Source organism: Ferrovum sp. (genome assembly GCF_027317285.1).
Classification (GTDB): domain Bacteria; phylum Pseudomonadota; class Gammaproteobacteria; order Burkholderiales; family Ferrovaceae; genus Ferrovum.
The window spans coordinates 80,278-100,272 of record NZ_DAHVHV010000003.1; the positions used below are offsets into that span (position 1 = coordinate 80,278).

Annotated in this window: 11 protein-coding genes; 7 read left to right on the forward strand and 4 right to left on the reverse strand. The window is 56.2% G+C overall.

Annotated elements, in window-relative coordinates; genetic code table 11:
* The first annotated feature begins 38 nt into the window (after nt 1–38).
* From M6F29_RS01960 to glgP, 3 genes are all read left to right on the forward strand, one after another.
* A complete protein-coding gene (locus M6F29_RS01960; protein WP_366525916.1) occupies nt 39–2,033 on the forward strand; it encodes a DNA topoisomerase IV subunit B in 1,995 nt (664 codons plus the stop codon).
* Nucleotides 2,033–4,417 (forward strand): DNA topoisomerase IV subunit A, encoded by a 2,385-nt coding sequence (gene parC, locus M6F29_RS01965; protein WP_298156990.1) that lies wholly within the window; start codon nt 2,033–2,035, stop codon nt 4,415–4,417. The genes M6F29_RS01960 and parC overlap by 1 nt, the downstream gene beginning before the upstream one ends.
* A 114-nt stretch (nt 4,418–4,531) precedes the next feature.
* Complete coding sequence (gene glgP / locus M6F29_RS01970) at nt 4,532–7,105, forward strand: alpha-glucan family phosphorylase (RefSeq protein WP_297481142.1); 2,574 nt, start codon at nt 4,532–4,534, stop codon at nt 7,103–7,105.
* 22 nt (nt 7,106–7,127) lie between these two features.
* On the opposite strand, the gene glgA is transcribed toward glgP, so the two are convergent.
* From glgA to glgB, 3 genes are read right to left on the reverse strand one after another with little or no spacing between them, the layout of a single operon-like run.
* Entirely contained in the window at nt 7,128–8,582 is a 1,455-nt protein-coding gene (gene glgA, locus M6F29_RS01975; RefSeq protein ID WP_298156992.1) for a glycogen synthase GlgA, read from the reverse strand.
* Nucleotides 8,583–8,584: 2 nt separating this feature from the next.
* Nucleotides 8,585–10,243: a glucose-6-phosphate isomerase gene (gene pgi, locus M6F29_RS01980; protein WP_298156993.1), complete on the reverse strand. Its 1,659-nt coding sequence runs from the start codon at nt 10,241–10,243 to the stop codon at nt 8,585–8,587.
* A 31-nt stretch (nt 10,244–10,274) separates the two neighbouring features.
* The gene (glgB, locus tag M6F29_RS01985; RefSeq protein ID WP_298156996.1) at nt 10,275–12,458 is read right to left on the reverse strand and encodes a 1,4-alpha-glucan branching protein GlgB; all 2,184 of its coding nucleotides are present in this window, start codon (nt 12,456–12,458) and stop codon (nt 10,275–10,277) included.
* Nucleotides 12,459–12,561: 103 nt separating this feature from the next.
* Between glgB and glgC the strand changes: the two genes are divergently transcribed.
* The 3 genes from glgC to M6F29_RS02000 are packed head-to-tail and all read left to right on the forward strand — an operon-like array spanning nt 12,562 to nt 17,584.
* Complete coding sequence (gene glgC, locus M6F29_RS01990) at nt 12,562–13,845, forward strand: glucose-1-phosphate adenylyltransferase (protein WP_297481151.1); 1,284 nt, start codon at nt 12,562–12,564, stop codon at nt 13,843–13,845.
* Between the two features lie 8 nt (nt 13,846–13,853).
* Entirely contained in the window at nt 13,854–15,563 is a 1,710-nt protein-coding gene (locus M6F29_RS01995) for a glycoside hydrolase family 57 protein (RefSeq protein ID WP_298156999.1), read from the forward strand.
* A gap of 11 nt (nt 15,564–15,574) precedes the next feature.
* Nucleotides 15,575–17,584, forward strand: coding sequence for an alpha-amylase/4-alpha-glucanotransferase domain-containing protein (locus tag M6F29_RS02000; protein ID WP_298157002.1), 2,010 nt, complete (start codon nt 15,575–15,577; stop codon nt 17,582–17,584).
* Between the two features lie 14 nt (nt 17,585–17,598).
* On the opposite strand, the gene M6F29_RS02005 is transcribed toward M6F29_RS02000, so the two are convergent.
* Entirely contained in the window at nt 17,599–18,885 is a 1,287-nt protein-coding gene (locus M6F29_RS02005) for an MgtC/SapB family protein (RefSeq protein ID WP_298157005.1), read from the reverse strand.
* Nucleotides 18,886–18,982: 97 nt separating this feature from the next.
* On the opposite strand from M6F29_RS02005, the gene M6F29_RS02010 reads away from it, so the two are divergent.
* Nucleotides 18,983–19,891: a DUF6502 family protein gene (locus tag M6F29_RS02010; protein ID WP_298157007.1), complete on the forward strand. Its 909-nt coding sequence runs from the start codon at nt 18,983–18,985 to the stop codon at nt 19,889–19,891.
* Nucleotides 19,892–19,995 lie beyond the last annotated feature (104 nt).

Below are 19,995 nucleotides of genomic sequence, written 5' to 3' on the forward strand. Positions count from 1 at the left end.
ACTACCTTCATTTGCCTGTTTGGGTGTAATTGACCGTAATGATTCAGGATCTGGCACCATTGAACAATAGTCAGTACGGGGACGGAAGCATACGCGTACTCAAGGGGTTGGAGCCCGTCAAGGAACGTCCCGGGATGTACACCCGGACTCAAGACCCCACCCACATCATTCAGGAGGTCATCGACAATGCGGCGGATGAGGCTCTGGGGGGGTATGCCCGTAAAATCGAGGTAACCCTCCATGAGGACGGTTCCGTCAGCGTCGAAGATGATGGTCGCGGCATTCCTTGCGGGATCCATCCGGACGAGGGAGAACCTACGGTGCAGTTGGTGTTTACGCGATTGCACGCGGGGGGGAAATTCGACAAGAAATCGGGGCAGGGTGCTTACGCCTTTTCCGGGGGGTTGCATGGCGTTGGCGTATCCGTCACTAACGCCCTGTCAAGGCGTCTGGAGGTGACTGTCAAGCGGGAAGGCAAAGTTCACTTCATGACCTTCGGCGATGGGTTCGTCATCGAGCCCTTGGCGGTCCAGGGAACCTGCGGGGTGCGTAATACCGGAACCCGCGTGCGGGTTTGGCCGAACCCCCGTTACTTCGACGAACCCCAGATCAATCTGATCGAACTGGAGCGGGGACTACGCTCCAAGGCTGTATTGTTGCCCGGCGTCAGCGTACGGCTCAGGAAAGAAGGGGATGGACGTACCCTGGAACAGACCTGGCACTACCCAGGGGGGTTGGAACAATACCTGACCGAAAGGCTGGGTGAAGACCCTTTGCTGATCCCGGTTTTTACGGGCGATCGATTTTTCGGGGTCGAGGAGGGGGACAGTTTTGCGCCGGGAGAAGGCGCATCCTGGGCTTTCTCCTGGCACGAAACTCGGTCCTTGCAGGGAGAATCCTTTGTCAATCTGATCCCCACGCCGCTGGGTGGGACTCATGAGGCGGGCTTGCGCACCGGTCTTTTCGAAGCGCTCAAATCTTTCATCGAACATCATGGGTTGCTGCCAAGAGGGGTACGTTTGCAGTTGGAAGATGTCAGTGCCCGGCTTCAGTTCATTCTGTCGATCAGGATGCTGGACCCCCAGTTTCAAGGGCAAACCAAGGACAAACTGACCAGCCGGGAGGCCCTGAAGTTGGTGTCCACTCTGGTGCGCGACCCCTTCGAACATTGGCTCAATCAGCATGTCGAGCATGGCAAGGCCCTGGCCGATCTGGTCATCCGACAAGCCATGGCGCGCATGAAGTCTGGTCAGAAAATAGAGAAGCGCAAGAGCAGCGGGGTGGCTGTTTTGCCGGGAAAACTGACAGATTGCGAGTCGGAACGGATCGATGAGCGTGAATTGTTTCTGGTGGAAGGGGATTCTGCCGGGGGGTCGGCCAAGATGGCGCGCAACAAGTTGACTCAGGCCATCCTGCCGCTGCGGGGCAAAGTCCTGAATAGTTTCGAAGTGGAACAGGGCCGTCTGTTTGCCAATACGGAAATTCACGACATTGCGGTGGCCCTGGGCATCGATCCCCACGGGCGTGGGGAACCGGTGGACCTGTCCCAACGGCGTTATGACCGAATCATCATCATGGCCGATGCGGATGTGGACGGCAGCCATATCAAGGTGCTCCTGTTGACCCTGTTTTTTACTCATTTTCCTGCCCTGGTCTCCGGCGGGCACATCTGCGTCGCCAATCCTCCCCTGTACCGACTGGACGTCGCAGCGCAGGGCAAGCGTCCGGCGCGCAAACTTTACGCCCTTGACGAGGCGGAATTGGCGGGGTTGGAAGAACGACTCAAAACCGAGGGCGTACGCCCAGGAGGTTGGACCGTGGGACGATTCAAGGGGTTGGGGGAAATGAATCCTGAACAGTTGTGGGAAACGACCATGAATCCGGAAACCCGGCGAATCCTGACACTTTCCTTGACGGATGGGGAGTGGGAGGACACGCACCGGTTATTCAATCGCTTGATGGGCAAGGGAGAAGCCGCAGCGCGGCGGGAATGGATGGAGCGCCAGGAAGTGGCACTGGCAGTGGACATCTGATGGCGATGCCCCCTTCCCCGGATCAGCCTCCCCTGATCGGCGATCTCTTTGCCGGGCTGGAGGAACCCGTAGCCGACCCCATCCCGGCCCACTCCGGCGAGGACAAGACGGTGCCTTCCCTGGCGGACTTCGTCGAGCGCAGTTACCTTGAATATGCCATGAGCGTGGTCATGGGGCGGGCCTTGCCGGATGTCACGGATGGCCAGAAACCGGTCCAGCGCCGGATTCTCTTTGCCATGCACGAACTGGGCCTGTATCGCCCGGCCCGGCACGTCAAGTCCGCTCGCGTGGTGGGGGATGTGATCGGGAAATATCACCCCCATGGCGACAGTGCGGCTTATGAGGCACTGGTTCGCCAGGCGCAGGATTTTACGTTACGTTACCCACTCATCGACGGACAGGGCAATTTCGGTAGCCGCGATGGTGACGGGGCAGCGGCCATGCGTTATACCGAATGTCGTCTGACCCCGCTGGCGGAATTGTTGCTGGGAGAAATTACTGAAGATACGGTGGATTTCGTTCCCAATTATGACGGTTCCTTTCAGGAACCTGCCCTGTTGCCCGCACGCCTTCCCATGGTGTTATTGAACGGTGCTTCAGGGATCGGCGTGGGAATGGCAACGGAGATTCCGTCCCATAACCTGACCGAAGTGGCTCAAGCCCTATTGGCGCTCCTGGAGAATCCGCAGTTGACGCTAGAGGAATTGATGTCCCTGATTCCAGGCCCGGACCTGCCGGGCGGGGGGCAGATCATTTCATCTTCCCGCGATATCCTCGAGGCCTACCGGACGGGGCGGGGAACTTTGCGCATGCGGGCGCGCTGGAACATTGAACCGCTGGCCCGGGGACAATGGCGCGTGGTCGTGACAGAACTTCCACACGGAGTATCGACCCGATCCGTGCTGGAAGATGTGGAAAAGTTGACCAATCCGCGCGTGCGCGAGGGCAAGAAGGCGCTTTCTCCCGAACAGGCCCAACTCAAGGCCTTGTGGCTCAGTACGCTGGATTTGGTGCGCGACGAGTCGGACAAGAATGCGTCGGTTCGTCTGGTCTTCGAGCCCAAATCGAGCCGACAGGACCCCCAGGCATTTGTCAATCTCCTGTTGGCGCATACGCCATTGGAAACCAACCTGTCCCTCAATCTGGTGATGCTGGGGCGGGATGGACATCCGCGCCCCAAAGATCTCAAAACCATTCTCCAGGAATGGCTGGAGTACCGTTTCCACACGGTGGTTCGGCGTACTCGCTTCCGTCTGGAACGGGTCGAGCGACGCCTTCACATCCTGGAAGGTCGTCAACGTATTCTGCTGGATATCGATGCAGTCATCCGTCTGATCCGCGAATCCGATGACCCCAAGCACGACCTGATGATGGCTTACCACTTGAGCGCGCTACAGGCCGAAGATATCCTTGAGATCCGCCTGCGCCAGTTGGCTCGTCTGGAAGGCGTGCGCATCGATCAGGAAATCAGCCAACTGCGTGGCGAGCAGGAGGGGTTGCGACATATTCTGTCAGGGAGAGAGGCTCAAGCCCGCCTGATCGCTCAGGAAATTCGTTCTGACCTGGCGACTTATGGAGATGCCCGAAGGACGCGCATCGAGGCTCAGGCGGCAGTGTCCCTGGATACCCCGGTGCTGGATGAACCGATAACGGTCACACTGTCCCGCCAGGGCTGGATTCGTGCCCGCCAGGGGCATCACCTGGACAGGACACAGTTTTCTTACAAGGCAGGGGATGAGGCCTGGGTTGTTCTGGAAACCCGTTCCATTCATCCCCTTTTTGTCCTGGATACCCAGGGCCGAGTCTATACCCTCAAGGGCGCGGATATTCCCGGGGGTCGGGGGGACGGAGTGCCGCTTTCCAGTTTGATCGATCTCCCGCAGGGAGCGCGAGTCGCCCAGGCTTTTCTGGCCTTGCCGGGAGAACAATGCCTGGTGGCGGGGTCGGGAGGAAACGGTTTCATGGTGGCGCAGGAGGATCTGGTGTCCCGGGTTCGGGGAGGGAAATCCTTTTTGTCGCTGGAAGACGGGGAAACTCCGCTCCCTCCCTTGCGTCGAAAGGCAGGGGAAACCCATGTCGCCGCCCTGTCTGCACGGGGGCGTCTCCTGTTGTTCCCGCTGGACGATCTGAAAATTCTGGCCCGTGGACGAGGTGTGATCCTGATGGCCCTGGAACGCGACGAGGCGCTGCGTGCCGTCACTCTGGTCGATCTCGCCCAGGGACTGGTCATTCAAGGGACGGGGCGGGGCGGGAAAGCCACTCAAGTGGTCATGACAGCCCCCCAGTTGCAGCGGCATATTCTCATGCGCGCACGCAAGGGAATGCTGCTGGAATCAAAAATCAGCCCATTGGGGTTTGGTGTTCCCCTTGACCGGCCGGCTTGAGGCATCTATCTGTCCATGTAAAATGGCGATTCAGGCTATAATCGGGGAAAGCCTGCCTGTTTCATGATGGCCAATTTCCCGAATAACTCTCTATGAATAATCATTAAGGATCCTATGGAAAACGATCAATTGCCCGGGACCTGCTTTGTCGTAGAAAACAGTCCCCGCATTCCGGAAAAATTGAATCGTCTGGAAGAGTTGGCCTACAATCTCTGGTACAGTTGGGATCGGTCCTGTCGTACGCTATTTGCCCGGATGCACCCTCGTCTCTGGGAACTGGTGGGATCCAACCCCATCCGTTTCCTGCGTCGGGTGGACGAATACCGGTTGAACGAAGCCGCCGAAGATCAGGCCTTCCTGAGTTCCTACTATCGTGTGCTCTCTGCCTACGATACCTACCACAATGAGTTGCTGCGCAAGCCACACAAGTTGCCCCACGGGAATCTGGTGGCCTACTTCTGTGCCGAATTTGGCTTTCATGAAAGTTTCCCGATCTATTCCGGAGGGTTGGGGATTTTAGCGGGAGATCATTGCAAGGCGGCCAGCGATATGGGGCTGCCGTTCGTTGGCGTGGGGTTGTTGTATCGTCAGGGATACTTCACCCAGCACATCGATCGCAGCGGACGCCAACTGGCCCTCAATTTCGATTCCGATATCGATGAGTTGCCGGTTCATGCCGTCCTCGATGAAGAGGGAAATGAAGTACGAGTCAGCGTCACCATTGGCGTTCGTCCGGTCCAGGTCAAGGTGTGGTGGGCTCGGGTGGGGAACATCAAGATTTACCTGATGGATACGGATCTCCAGGAAAACCACCCCGATGACCGAGAAATCACCCACCGGCTCTATGGAGGGGATCGCAGGGTCAGGATCGAGCAGGAAATCATCCTGGGGGTGGGTGGCGCGCGAGCCCTCGAGAAAATGGGCCTTCAGCCGACGGTCTGGCACATCAACGAGGGGCATGCCGCATTCATGATCCTGGAACGGATCCGGGCGTTGATCAAACAGACCAATTATGATTTTTCCACAGCGATCGAAGCCGTTGCCAGCAACACCGTATTTACCACCCACACCCCCGTGCCTGCCGGACATGATCACTTTCCACGCGACATGGTGTCCCATTACTTTGGACACATGTGTCCTGATCTGAATATTCCCCTGCATCAGTTGCTGGATCTGGGCAATGATCCGGGGGTAGGGCACAGCGACTTCAACATGACCGCACTGGCCGTGCGCGGGTCCCGTTTTCAAAACGGCGTTTCCCGGATCCACCGTGAGGTATCGGCGCGGATCTGTTCAGGGTTCTGGTCTGCGATTCCCCATCATGAAAACCCCATGGGGTATGTGACCAATGCCATTCATGTCCCCACCTTTCTGGCCCGGGAATGGGGCGAACTGTTTGATCGTTTCATCGGTGCGGAGTGGCGCGCCCGCCTGTCGGACCGCTCTTTCTGGAAGGGGGTTCAGGAAATCCCGGACCACCTGTACTGGAGCGTCCGTCAGTCGCTCAAGTCGCAGATGCTCCATGCCGTGCGCGAACGGATCGGTGCCCAGTATCAACGCAACCTGGGCGATGATGCGCACATGGAACGGCTGCTCAAATATGCCAATGTTCATGAGCCCAATGTCCTGACCATCGGTTTTGCCCGCCGTTTTGCCACCTACAAGCGTGCAGACCTGCTCTTTTCCGACTTGAACTGGTTGCGTCAGATTCTGCTGGATCCTGAACGTCCCGTCGTCTTTGTTTTTGCAGGTAAAGCGCACCCGGCGGATGAGCCAGGTCAAGGGATGATCCGGCGCATTCATGAAGTGGCCGGCATGCCTGAGTTCCAGGACAAGATCCTGCTCCTGGAAAACTACGACATGGGTCTGGCCCGTCGTTTGGTGGCTGGTGTGGATGTCTGGCTCAATACCCCCATTTATCCTCTGGAAGCAAGCGGGACTTCGGGCATGAAGGCGGGGGTCAACGGGACCATCAACCTGAGTGTCCTGGATGGCTGGTGGGGCGAAGGCTACGATGGGCATAACGGGTGGGCGATCCGTCCCGCGCCGGATTACCTGGACGAGACGCAACGCAACCGGGAAGACGCGCGTACGCTCTATGAAATCATTCAGGATCAGGTGGTTCCTCTTTACTACGACCGGGGCAAGTTTGGTTACTCTCCGGGCTGGGTGGCAAAATCCAAGGCCTCCATGGTCAGTATCCTGACTCATTTCAATACCGGGCGGATGCTGGACGAGTATCTGGATCATTTCTATGTGCCAGCCTCCGGACAGGGGAAACGTTTTACGGAAAATGATGCAGCGCTGGCGGGCGAGGTCGCTCACTGGAAGGAGAAAGTCCGTCATCACTGGGCCGGGGTGCGCATTCGACGGGTGGATACCCCCCTCAAACGGATCAAATTTGGCAGTGCCATGGATATTGAGGTGGTCGTGGATCTGCAGGGCCTCGAGCCCAAGGACGTGTGTGTCGAGTTGTTGCTCAACCGTTCCATCAGTCGCAGTGGCGTTCCCGTGCTTCCTCCTTTCCAATTTCAAAGCCGGGGGCCCCTGGGCGAGGGAACAGAACATCTCTTTACCCTGGAATTGCAACCCGGATTATGTGGACAACTGGACTACCGAATCCGCGTCTACCCTTACCACGAGAGTCTGACGCATTCCTTTGAATTGGGGCTGATGACCTGGTTGTGATCTTTCTCTTCTTCCGGGCGGTTCACGGCGCGGATAGAAGGGTCTGGTAAAGTGTCTGGTACTCCAGCGCCGCTTTGTTCCAGCGGAAGTCCCGTGCCATGGCGTGGTGCATCAGTTGGTTCCATACGTCTTTCTGGTGGAAACAGGCCACGGCTTGACCAAGGGTCTCATGAAATTCATGGGGAACGGGGTTCTCAAAAAGAAAGCCCGTTCCTTCCACGGAGTGTCCTTGTGCCCGATAAGGCAGGATGGTATCCGCCAACCCCCCTGTGGCATGGGCCAAGGGCAGGGTTCCATAGGTCATGGCATACATCTGTGCCAGTCCACAGGGTTCAAAACGGGAGGGCATCAAAAACAGGTCCGACCCGGCAATGATTTCATGGGACCGCACTTCATTGAATCCCAGGACGACCCTCACCCGCTCGGGAGCGCGACTGCTCCAGTGGGCCAATTGCCTTTCTGTTTCGGGATCGCCGCTGCCCAATACGACGACTTGTACTTCTTCCGTGAGCCAGTCCTCCAGCGTATCGAGTATCAGGTCGATCCCCTTTTGCCAGGTCAAACGACACACCATTCCAATCAACAAGACGTCGGGAAGGACGGGTAGCCCCATTTTCTTTTGCAGATGTTTCTTGAGGCGTGCTTTTCCCTGAAGTTTTCGGGCCGTGTAATGGAACGGAAGGAAAACATCGGTTTCCGGGTTCCATAATTCGTCGATGCCATTCAGGATCCCGCTCAGGTCAGAAGCGCGTCGACGCAGCAATCCATCCATTCCGCACCCCATCTGTGGAGTCTGGATCTCCCGGGCATAACGCGGACTGACGGTGGTGATCTGATTCGCGTGTACGATTCCCGCCTTCAAAAAGGACAACTGACCATGAAATTCGAGGCTTTCCATGTGGAATTCGGAACTGGGCAAATGAAGGGATGAACACCAGTGGGCAGGAAAATTTCCCTGGAAGGCCAGGTTGTGGATGGTGAGTACCGAAGGTACCGGACAAGCCCAAAATTTCATCAGAGCCGGGGTCAGGGCGGTTTGCCAGTCATTGCAATGAACCAACTCAGGGGCCCAGTTCAGGCGTGCCCCCGCCTGCTGAGCCAACCAGGCTCCGGCGGCGCAAAAGGCGCCAAAACGAGCGGGGTTATCCGGCCAGTCCTTCCCTTTCTCGTCCTGATAGGGGCCTCCCCCCGCACGTTCGAAAAGTTTCGGACAATCCAGAATCCAGAGCGTCAGTGCGGTATCGGGTAAGGTGGCCTCCAATAAACGTGCGGGCGCAGGAAGCAATCCATGAGGAAAGTCTTCCAGGATGCAGTGTATGTCCGTCAACTGTGCCTGCACCCCGACGTAACCGGGCAACAGGATGCGCACTCCGTGGCCCAGGGCGTGCAGGGCCAGGGGTAGCGAGCGGGATACGTCTGCCAGGCCTCCCGTCTTGATCAGGGGGTGTATTTCGGAAGTCAAGAAAAGGATATTCATGGTCAACCTCTGGATGGGCCAAACAGGGTATCCCGAATATGTCGGATCAAACCGCCGGTGGAACCGTCATGCACGGACATCGTTCCCTGTTCCGACAGTTCTGGTTCGATGGAACGTGCCAACTGTTTGCCCAATTCCACGCCCCACTGATCAAAGGTATTGATGTTCCAAAGGGTGCCCTGCACGAAGGTACGGTGTTCGTACAGCGCCAATAGGCCACCCAGCGTATGGGCCGTGAGTTCCTCGAAAAGGAGTGTATTACTGGGACGGTTGCCAGGGAAGACCTTATGGGGAAGCAAGGCTTCCAGGGCCTCTCCGGACATGCCTTGGGCAAGCAGTTCCTGACGCGCTTCTTCCTTGGTCTTGCCGCGCATGAGGGCTTCGCTTTGCGCCAGAACATTGGCGGTCAATACCCGGTGATGTGTCCCCAGAGGTGCACGGCTACGCAAGGGAAGAAGAAAATCTGCCGGGATCAGGTGGGTGCCCTGATGTAATAACTGATAGTAAGCATGCTGTCCGTTGGTGCCTGATCCCCCCCAAACCACTGCTCCGGTCGCATAATCCACCATTTCTCCGTCCTGAGTGGCGGATTTCCCCGTGCTTTCCATGCTGACTTGTTGAATGTGCGCGACAAAACGTTCCAGCCCCTGATCATAGGGAAGAATGGCGTGGGTCTGGGCATCAAAGAAATTGATGTACCAGAGACCGATCAGTCCCATCAGAACGGGCAGGTTCCGGGCCAGTGGCGCGGTTCTGAAATGCTCGTCCATTTCATGAGCTCCTGCCAGCAACTCATTGAATTTATCCATTCCTATGCCCAATGCAATGGAAAGTCCGATGGCCGACCACAGCGAATAACGTCCGCCGACCCAGTCCCAGAATCCGAACATATGCTGAGGGTCGATGCCAAAACGGCGAACCTCGGCCTCATTTGTCGAGAGGGCCACAAAATGTTGCGCGACATACCGCTCCTGTTGCGCGGTGGCCAGGAACCAACTCCGTGCCGAATGGGCGTTGAGTAAGGTTTCCTGGGTGGTGAAGGTTTTGGAAGCCACCACGAAGAGGGTCTGGGCGGGGTTCAGGGACTTCAGTGTGTAGGCCAAATGTGCGCCGTCCACATTGGAGACATAATGAACCCGCGGACCCGTACAATCGGCAGGAAGAGCGGCCATGACCGATGCCGGCCCCAGATCGGAGCCCCCAATGCCGATATTGACCACATCGGTGATGGGACGCCCGTCATAGCCGCGCCATTCCCCCGAACGAACCTGATTGACAAAGACCTCCATGCGTTTCAAAACCTGTTGTACTTCGGCGCGGATGTCTTGTCCCTGTACCTTCAAGGGTGGGGCATCCTGCCCCGCACGCAGGGCCACGTGAAGTACGGCCCGATGTTCCGTCCGGTTGATGAGGTCGCCTGCAAACATTTTCTGGATGGCCTGTGGAAGATTGGCTTGTCTGGCCAGATTCAGAAGAAGATCCAGGGTCTCGACGGTAATGAGATTCTTTGAGTAATCCAGAAAGAAGGGCCCGGCACTGGCACTGAACCGATCAAAGCGGGTTGGATCCTCGGCAAATAACTGGCGCAGGGTAAGGGGCGCAAGGGCTGCACGGTGCTTGGTCAAGGTTCGCCAAACAGGGCTATTCGTCAATGCGGACATTTCTTTCTCCTCGAAGAATGAAGGGAGGGACTCAATGGGCCTGTGGTTCAAGAATCAGGCCAGCCAGTGGGGGGAGCATCAGGGACAGGGATTGGGCGAATCCGTTCCAGGGAATGGGTGCCGTCCACAGCCGTCCCTGGTTGCCCAGATTTCCGCCGCCATAATGATGGGAATCGCTGTTCACGCATTCGCGCCAGGCCCCCGCGCAAGGAGTACCCACGCGGTAATTGGGGCGAGGAACGGGCGTGAAGTTGAAAATGATCAGCAGCATTCGACCATCCCGTGCCTTGCGCAGAAAACTGAGGACCGATTGAGCATGATCATTGCAGTCCACCCACTCAAAGCCGGCAGGATCGAAATCCAGTTCGAACAACGCCGGGTGTTGGCGGTAGTAATGGTTGAGGTCACGACTTAAACGCTGAATTCCTTGATGCTGGGGATATTCCAGTAATTTCCAGTCCAGTTCGTTCTTGGCCTGCCATTCCCCGCCCTGGGCGAACTCGTTGCCCATGAAGTTGAGTTTTTTGCCGGGGGAACTCATTTGGTACAGGAACAGCAAACGCAAGTTGGCGAAACGCTGCCAGGAGTCCCCGGGCATTTTGTCCAGCAAGGATTTTTTGCCGTGCACGACCTCGTCATGAGAAAAAGGCAGAACGAAATTCTCTGAATAGGCATAGAGTTGTCCAAAGGTCAACACATTCTGATGGTGACGGCGGTAAACCGGGTCTTTGGAAAAATAACTCAGGGTATCGTTCATCCAGCCCATGTTCCATTTCATGGAGAACCCCAGTCCGCCGACGTAAACCGGACGGGAAACCATGGGCCAGGAGGTTGATTCCTCCGCCAGGGTGAGGGCCCCGGGAAACTGACCGTGGACCATTTCATTCATCTCGCGCAGGAAAGCCAGGGCCTCCAGGTTTTCTCGACCACCGTAGCGGTTGGGAATCCAGGCATCCGCGGCACGGGAATAATCCAGATAGAGCATGGAGGCGACGGCATCGACCCGCAAGCCATCAAAATGGAATTCTGACAACCAGAAATGGGCGTTGGCCAACAAAAACCCGCGCACTTCATTGCGCCCATAATTGAAGATGTAGGTTCCCCAATCCTGGTGTTCCCCCAGACGGGGGTCCTCGTGTTCGTAAAGGGCCGTGCCATCGAAGCGAGCCAGGGCAAAGTCATCCTTCGGAAAATGACCGGGGACCCAATCCAGCAATACGCCAATCCCGGCCTGATGGCATCGGTCGATGAAGTCACGCAGATCGTCCGGCCCACCAAACCGACGGGTAACGCCGAAATAACCGGTAGTCTGATAACCCCAGGATTCGTCCAGAGGATGTTCGCTGATGGGGAGCAGTTCAATGTGGGTATAACCCAACTCAAGAACATAGGGGATCAATTGGTCGGCAATTTGGGCAAAGGAATGAAAGTCCCGATCCCAGGGTTTTCGCCAGGAACCCAGGTGAATTTCATAGATATTCATGGGCGCGTGCAACCAGTCCTTTTCGGCCCGCTCTGCCATCCAGGCACTGTCGTTCCAGAGATGAGCGGAGGGTTCCGTCACCACGGCTGCCGTTCCCGGACGATGTTCGAACTGAAGTCCGCAGGGGTCGGTCTTGAGTTGCACAGTCCCGTGTTGACGGCTACGGATCTCGAATTTGTAGAGTGTTCCCGGCGCAAGGTCGGGCACGAACAATTCCCATACGCCGTGGGGACTCCGCACGCGCATGGGGTGGTGACGACCATCCCAGCGATTGAAGGGACCGACCACACTCACGCGTTCAGCGTTGGGGGCCCAAACGGCGAAGCGAACGCCCGGCACGCCGTCCACAGTAACATGCCGTGCCCCCAGCATGTCATGCAACTGGAGAAGACGCCCTTCGCTGAAGAGGTACAGATCATGGTCGCTCAACTGGGGTGAAAAGGTGTAAGGATCCCAGGTTTCCATTTCTCCGCCATCCTCAAGGCGCCGATAGCGTCCGGGGCGAGGAGGGCAGATCGATCCCTTCCAGCAAAAGAAGCCCTGGTCATGAACCCGAGGGGCGGATTCCCACTGATTCCCAGTCCATACTTCAACTGCCTGGGCATAGGGCAGGAATAGGCGCCAATGCCATTTGCCGTGGCCGGAGGCATGAATTCCCAGAGGATGAAATGGGTCATGGTGGAGACCCTGCAAAATTTTTTGCAGGGCACTGTCGTTATAATGAGGAGCCATGATTCATCCCTGTCATTTTTTTACAAAGGATTCCATTATAATGGTCTGGAGTGCGCAACGATATTTCATTTCGTGATTGTTTTTTTTCTCAACAGGAGTTCACATGAGCCCCCGTGATATTGCTTCTGAACGATTCATCAGCGTACTGACCAAGAACACCATGGCCCTCATTTTGGCAGGGGGGCGGGGTTCCCGCCTGAAGGACCTGACCAAGTGGCGAGCCAAGCCCTCCGTCCAGTTTGGGGGAAAGTTCCGAATCATCGATTTTCCCCTCTCCAATTGCCTCAATTCCGGGATCCGTCGTATCGGGGTCGTGACCCAGTACAAGGCCCATAGCCTGATCCAGCACATCCAGCATGGATGGAGTTTTCTGCGCGGCGAATTCAATGAATTCGTGGAACTGCTTCCGGCCCAGCAGCGCATGCAGGAGGAGTGGTACAAGGGGACCGCAGATGCGGTCTACCAGAATCTCGATATTCTGCGTGGACATGCGCCTCGCCACATCATCATTCTGGCCGGCGATCACATCTACAAGATGGACTATGGAAAGTTGCTGGCGGCTCATGTCAGCACGCAGGCGGACATGACCATTGCCTGTCTGACGGTACCCATCGAGGAAGCTTCGGCCTTTGGTGTCATGACGGTCAATACCGAAGGAAGGATCGTGGCCTTCGATGAAAAACCCGAGCATCCCAGTTCCCTGCCGGGGGATCCCAGTCGGGCCTTGGCCAGCATGGGGATCTATGTGTTCAGTGCCGATTTCCTCATGGATCAGTTGATCCGCGATGCAGAGGACAGCACTTCCACCCACGATTTTGGTCATGATCTGATTCCCTGGTTGGTCCCTCGCCACCGAGTCTTTGCCCAACCCTTCGAAGAAAGTTGCGTGTGCGAACCGGACACTGCCCCCTACTGGCGTGACGTAGGGACGGTGGATGCTTATTGGGATGCCAACATGGAAATGACCAAGGTCGTTCCCGACCTCAACCTCTATGACAGGAACTGGCCAATCTGGACCTATCAGGAGCAATTGCCCCCTGCCAAGTTCGTGTTTGATGAGGACGGGCGACGGGGGTACGCCGTGGATTCACTGATTTCCGGTGGAAACATCATCAGCGGGGGCGTGGTACGGCGCTCCGTACTGTTTTCTGATGTTCACGTCAATGCCAATGCCCTGGTGGAAGATGCCGTGATCCTGCCAAATGTTCGGATAGGCAAGGACGCACGGTTGAAACGGGTCGTGGTCGATCGTGGCTGCATCATCCCCGAAGGGTTGGTGGCTGGCGTAGATCCGCTGCAAGATCGTGAGCGTTTTTATGTTTCGGAAAACGGGATCACGCTCATCACCGCCGAAATGCTCAACCAACGCAATTATCACCCCGGCTGATTTTGTCCATGACTGAAGAAACGCGTACCCTGAAACTCATCCTGTGCTGGCACATGCACCAACCGGATTATCGCAACGCTCTGACCCGGGAATTTGAACTGCCCTGGACCTATCTGCATGCCCTGAAAGATTATACGGACATGGCGGCTCACCTGGAGCGCTACCCGAATCTGCCGGTAGTGGTGAACCTGGTTCCGTCTCTGATGGATCAGTTGGTAGATTATGCAGAACAATTTCATTTGGGGACTTGGCGTGACCCCCTCCTGCGCTGGTTGGTCACCCCTTCGCTGGAAGATCTCTCAATGGCAGAACGCCATGCTCTGATCGGCACTTGCCTGCGTTGCCATGCCCCCAAGATGATCGATCCCTTTCCGGGTTATGCTCGATTGCGCGACTGTATCCAACGCTTCCAGAAAGATGGTGTAGAGCCCGCAACCTACGTTTCTGGACAGTTTCTGGCAGACCTGCTGGTTTGGTACCACCTTGCCTGGACGGGGGAAAGTCTGCGCAAGACGGTTCCACTCCTGGGGCGCCTGATGGCGCAGGGGGAGGGTTATACCCTGGCGGATCGGCAAGCCCTGAATGCGTTGGTCGGCGAAACACTGAGTTCGATTTTGCTGCGCTATCGAGCACTTCAACAGTCAGGACAAGTGGAACTGTCCACGACCCCCAATACCCACCCCATCCTTCCTCTCCTTCTGGACTTTGCCACAGCGCGGGAAGCCGTGCCTCATTTGGCCTTGCCCCGACATTCTCATTATCCGGGAGGAGAAAACCGGGCTGTCGATCATATCCGGAAAGCGTTCGATGCCTATCAGGGACAGTTTGACCAGAATCCGGTCGGATTCTGGCCGGGAGAAGGAGCCCTGTCTACCGCCACTCTGGAGATGTTTGCCATGCAGGGTCTCGCCTGGACCGCCAGCAGTGAAAACGTTCTGGCCAAGACCCTGCGTTTATCCTGGGGACAGGAAACCCTGCCTAAAGAACAGTGGCTTTATCGACCCTATCTGTTCAAAACCGAAGGCCATGAGTTGCGGGTTTTTTTCCGGGATGACCAACTTTCGGATCGAATCGGATTTGAGTATGCACAATGGGATGGTAAAAATGCGGCCGAGGACTTCATTCGCCAACTGGAAATGATTCTGGAATCCACGCCCGAAGATCAGGATCCCGTGGTCACGGTCATTCTGGATGGGGAAAACGCCTGGGAATACTACCCTTACAACGGTTACTATTTTCTTGATTACCTCTATCAAGCGCTGGATTCTCACCCTGTGATACGCCCCGTCACCTTTGCTGCCCTGTGCCAGCAGCCTGATGAAATGGACTTGCCTGTCCTAAAGCAAATAGTGGCGGGCAGTTGGGTTTACGGATCCCTGACCACTTGGATGGGTAATCCCGACAAGAATGTGGCCTGGGACTTGCTGGTAGAGGCAAAAATGGCCTGTGATCGCGTGCTTCCCACCCTGTCTCCCGAGCAACAAGATCAAGTCACCCGTCAACTGGCTGTCTGCGAAGGGTCGGATTGGTTCTGGTGGTTTGGGGATTACAACTCGGCTGAGAGTGTTCAATTATTTGACCGCCTTTATCGCCTGAATTTGACGACCCTCTATCAACTCCTGTCCCTCGATCCACCTCGTATCCTGTCCCTTCCCTTCAGTCGGGGAAGTCGTGGCCAGGAAGCGGGAGGAGCCATGCGCCGTAATATCCATCCCTGAACGAGTCCGTCATGCCCAAAAAAATTGCTTTTCTGATGGGGGTCCACGCGCATCAACCTGTGGGCAATTTCCCTTCCGTCCTTGCCGATGCCCATCAGCGTTGTTATGGCCCTTTTTTGCGTTTGATGGCCCGCTTTCCGGAATTTCCCTTTGCCCTCCACGTCAGTGGTTGGTTGCTGGACCAATGGTTGGACCATGATCCGGAAGATATGGAATTGCTCAAAATCATGGTAAGGCGTGGGCAGGCAGAACTCTTTACGGCAGGTTATGCCGAGCCGGTGCTGGCCGCCATTCCCGAAGCGGATCGACGGGGTCAGGTGCAATTCCTGTCCCAACGGATTCACGATTGTTTCGGTGTGAAACCCGGTGGTTCCTGGCTCACCGAACGGGTCTGGGAATCTTCTGTGGTATCCGCGCTGCACCAGAGCGGGGTGCGTTACGTCACGGTGGACGACTATCATTTTCTTTGTGCCGGTGTGCCCGCAGAGCGCCTGAATGGCTATTTCACCACGGAAGAAGGCGGAGAGAGACTCGATATATTTCCCATTGCCGAGGGACTGCGCTACCGTATTCCCTTCACACAGGCCAACGAAGTCGTCAGTTATCTGGAGGGCATGGCGCGGGACGATCGAATGGAAGCCGCGATCTATTTCGATGACATCGAAAAATTTGGCATCTGGCCGGAAACCTATGAATGGGTCTATGAAAAGGGATGGCTGGAACAGTTCATCCAGGGAGTTCTCAATTCCCCCTTCATCGAACCCATGACCTATGCGCGCTACCATGCCCAGAATGCAACCCGGGGGCCGGTCTATCTGCCTACCACTTCGTATATCGAAATGAATGAGTGGACCTTGCCCGCCCAGGCCGGAGAACACTATGCCCATCTGGTGGAACGGGCGCGGAATGAGCAGACTTATGGTCAGGATCGGCCATTTTTGCGTGGCGGGATCTGGCGAAATTTCATGATGCGTTATCCAGAAGCCAATCATCTGCACAAACGGATGCTGGGCCTGTCCGCGCGCTTCCAAGCCCTGCCTGCGCTACAGCAAACTGCTGAGCGCCGTCGTCTGCTGTACGAAACCCAGGCCAATGATGCCTACTGGCATGGCTTGTTCGGGGGACTTTATCTTCCGCATTTGCGGCGCGCCCTGTATCACGCCCTGTTACAACTGGAGGCCGATCTCGACCGGCATCATCCGCGCCCCGCGTTGGCGCGCTACGATCTGGACCTGGATGGTCATGAGGAAATCGTTCTTCAGAATGGGCAGATTCAAGCGATCATCGCCGGCAATGGGCCAGCCCATGTACTGGAACTGGACGTCTATGAACTGGCCCATAATTTTGCCGATACGCTGACCCGTCAGCGGGAGCATTATCATGCCAAAGTTCTGACTCAACCCGATGTATCCTCTTCCACTGGCCTCAGTAACCCCCACGAAAGGGTCCAGTTCAAACATCCTCTGAGTGCCGGGGATTTGGTCTTCGATTCGACCCGGCGCGCGCTGTTCACCGATTACGCACGAAGGGATGGAGAACGATGCTTGCTCGAATATGATGAGATCCGGGCGGATGAAACAGACTCAGGTGTGAAATTTCTGGGCCGGACGCAGGGGGCTCGTAAAGAGATTTCCCTGCTGGCGCAGGCCCTGCTGGTCCGTTATGAGCATCCAGACCCTGTCTTCTGGTCAACGCTGGAGATTGAACTCAATCTGGTCATGCCCAGTTGCGATGGTCCGGCAGGTCGTTTTGAATTCAATGGAGAAATTCCCGGGGGGTTTGGCCAGGATATCGAACTCAACGGAGTGACCCAGTTGGTTCTGCGCGATGAGGTCCTGGGAGGAGGGGTGACCGTGGGGTGCAACATGCCCTGTCGGGTTACTTCTCGTCCCTGCCATAGTGTTTCCCAGTCGGAAGCCGGTTTCGAGAAAATCATGCAGGCCGTGACATTGACCTTTACCGATTTTTCAGCGCCCGTCCAGAACCTGCTGATGACCCTGACGGCCTGGCCAACCTCATGAAACGTGCCGATTTCTCAGAACATTCCGAGGCCGAAGAGCAGGGTTGCGCTGCCCAGTCCCAATAATTTCAGAAAAATTCCCCGATTGCGCGCGCGGTTTCCGAAAACCAGGGTATATCCGCCTTCCAGCATGATATTGCTGCCGGCCGCCATGATCAACGCGCCCGCACTCTGCGCGAGGGACAGATCATGACGGGAATTGTTGAGCAACGACATGATGAATGGGTTGATATCGGTAAAACCGATCACAAGAGCCAGGATCTCTATTCCGCCCGAGCCAAAATCCTGCAGGATGAAGTGGGTCAAGGCAGTCATGAGCACGAATAGAAAAGCAAAAAGCAATGCGGTACGCAGGGCCAGAGGGTTGCTGTTGGTCACGTTGTCTACGGTATCGGGCAACTTTTTGTCTGTTTTACGCTGGCTGAGCCAGGCAAGACCCAGGGCAATCATGCCTCCGCCCAGAAGGGGCAAGGCACAGTAACGAAGCAGCATGGGTGCCATCAATAGGACCAGCAGTAACAGTCGGACGTACATCATGCCCACAGCACCCAGAATGCCGCCATGGATCCGGGCGAGAGAAGCGGAAGGAGGGGCCGAGGCCCGAGCCAAAACCACAATGGTGGCTGTGCTGGAGTAGATGCCTCCGAGTAACCCGGTCACCAGATAGCCGCTTCCCTTGAACACATAGCGACGCAACAGGTAACCGGCATAGGAAATGGCGGAAATCACGACGACCGCCATCCATACCGAAAAGGGGGTGAGGGGCAAGTTCTTGAACGGATATTCCTTGGGCAGGAGCGGGAGGATCACTGCGGAGAGCAGCAGGAACTTGGATAAGGTCAGCAATTCCAGGCGATCCATGGTCGCAATCAGGTGATGGGTCAAGGGGCGCGCGCCCAGGACCAGGACCACGGTGACAAAAAGCAGGATCAGGAACCAGAGCGGAAACAGTTGAACACTCGGCCCATAGGTATAGACCAGCATGCCGATCAGGAATTGATGGATGCCTTTCTGACCCGCCTGCAATTTATGGTGGTAAAACTGCACGAATAACGCAATCAGAAACAACATGCCCCCGAGATAGAGCAGACCGGCCGGGTTCAGAGTGTAGAGAAGAAATCCCAGTGCCGCGATGAATGCATAGGTGCGGGATGAACCCATGGCGAGCGGATGTTCCAGATGGCGCGTGAGAAGATATTCACGGAATTCCAGCCCGGTTAAAAACCCCAGACAGACCACCAGCAGAAAATGGGTGCCGAGTTGAGAGGATAATTCCAGAAGGAACAGATGAAGTTGGGACATGACCTGAAATGACAACTGTTGAAAATCTGTTAAAATGCTAATTAGTGAACATTGACAAATCGTAAAACCACCCTACTAACCAGCCAATTCATCCGCCATGGGCAGACCGCCGCGTCAACTTCCCTCCCCAAGCCCGTCCAGCGCCACGCTTCCTGCTGCCGAGGATACGCTGGAGGCCGTGACCCACATCATGGCTCCAATGATACGCTTGCTCCTGTCCTGCGGGGTGGATTACGTACGTTTTGCTGCCGTGCTCAAGCAGACCTTCATCGAACAGGCTCAAAGCGAACTCGAGGAAGCCCATTGCAAGGATACCGATTCAGCCCTGAGTTTGTTGAGCGGAGTTCATCGCAAGGATGTGCGCTATTGGCGTGAAAATGGCATGGGGGATCGGATTGCGCGAAAGGTTTCCTTGAGTAGCCAGGTATTCTCTCACTGGATACAAAACCCACTCTATCGCGATCGCTTCAAAAACCCCAAACCCCTGTTGCGTATCGGGGATGAAATCTCCTTTGAGACGCTGGTGCGTCAGATTACTCAAGATGTTCATCCCTACACGGTGCTTTCTGAATTGGTTCGTCTGGGATTGGTGACCATCAGGAAAAAACAGGGGCAAGACTGGGTCATTCCTTCTCCACGGGGGTTTGTGCCTCCAGCGGGTTCTACCGAACTCATGGAACTGTTTTCCGGAAATCTGGGAGACCATGTATCCGCCGCCGTCAGCAACATCAAAGGTCATGAGCCCCGTCTTGAACAAAGTGTCTTCGTCAGCGGATTGACTCCAGAATCTGCGGCCAAACTTGCCCAACTGTCTCAGAAACTCTGGTCTCAGGTGCGTAGCGAAATGATCCGCGAAAGCAGTCTGCTCTACGAGCAAGATCGAAACGATCCGCAGGCCTCGTGCCGGATTCGTTTTGGATCCTATTTCTGGGACGCCCCTCTGTCTCTGTCGGAGTCGCCTGATGTCCAAAGGGGTGAAACTCCAGACAATGACCCTTCCCGGTGAGTTCCTGCATGTCTTCTTTCCATTTCCTGGGCATCCTGAAAGCCTTGAGTAATGCACTCGGCAGGGTGGGACCGCTCTTGTTGATTCCCATCCTGACTTCCTGT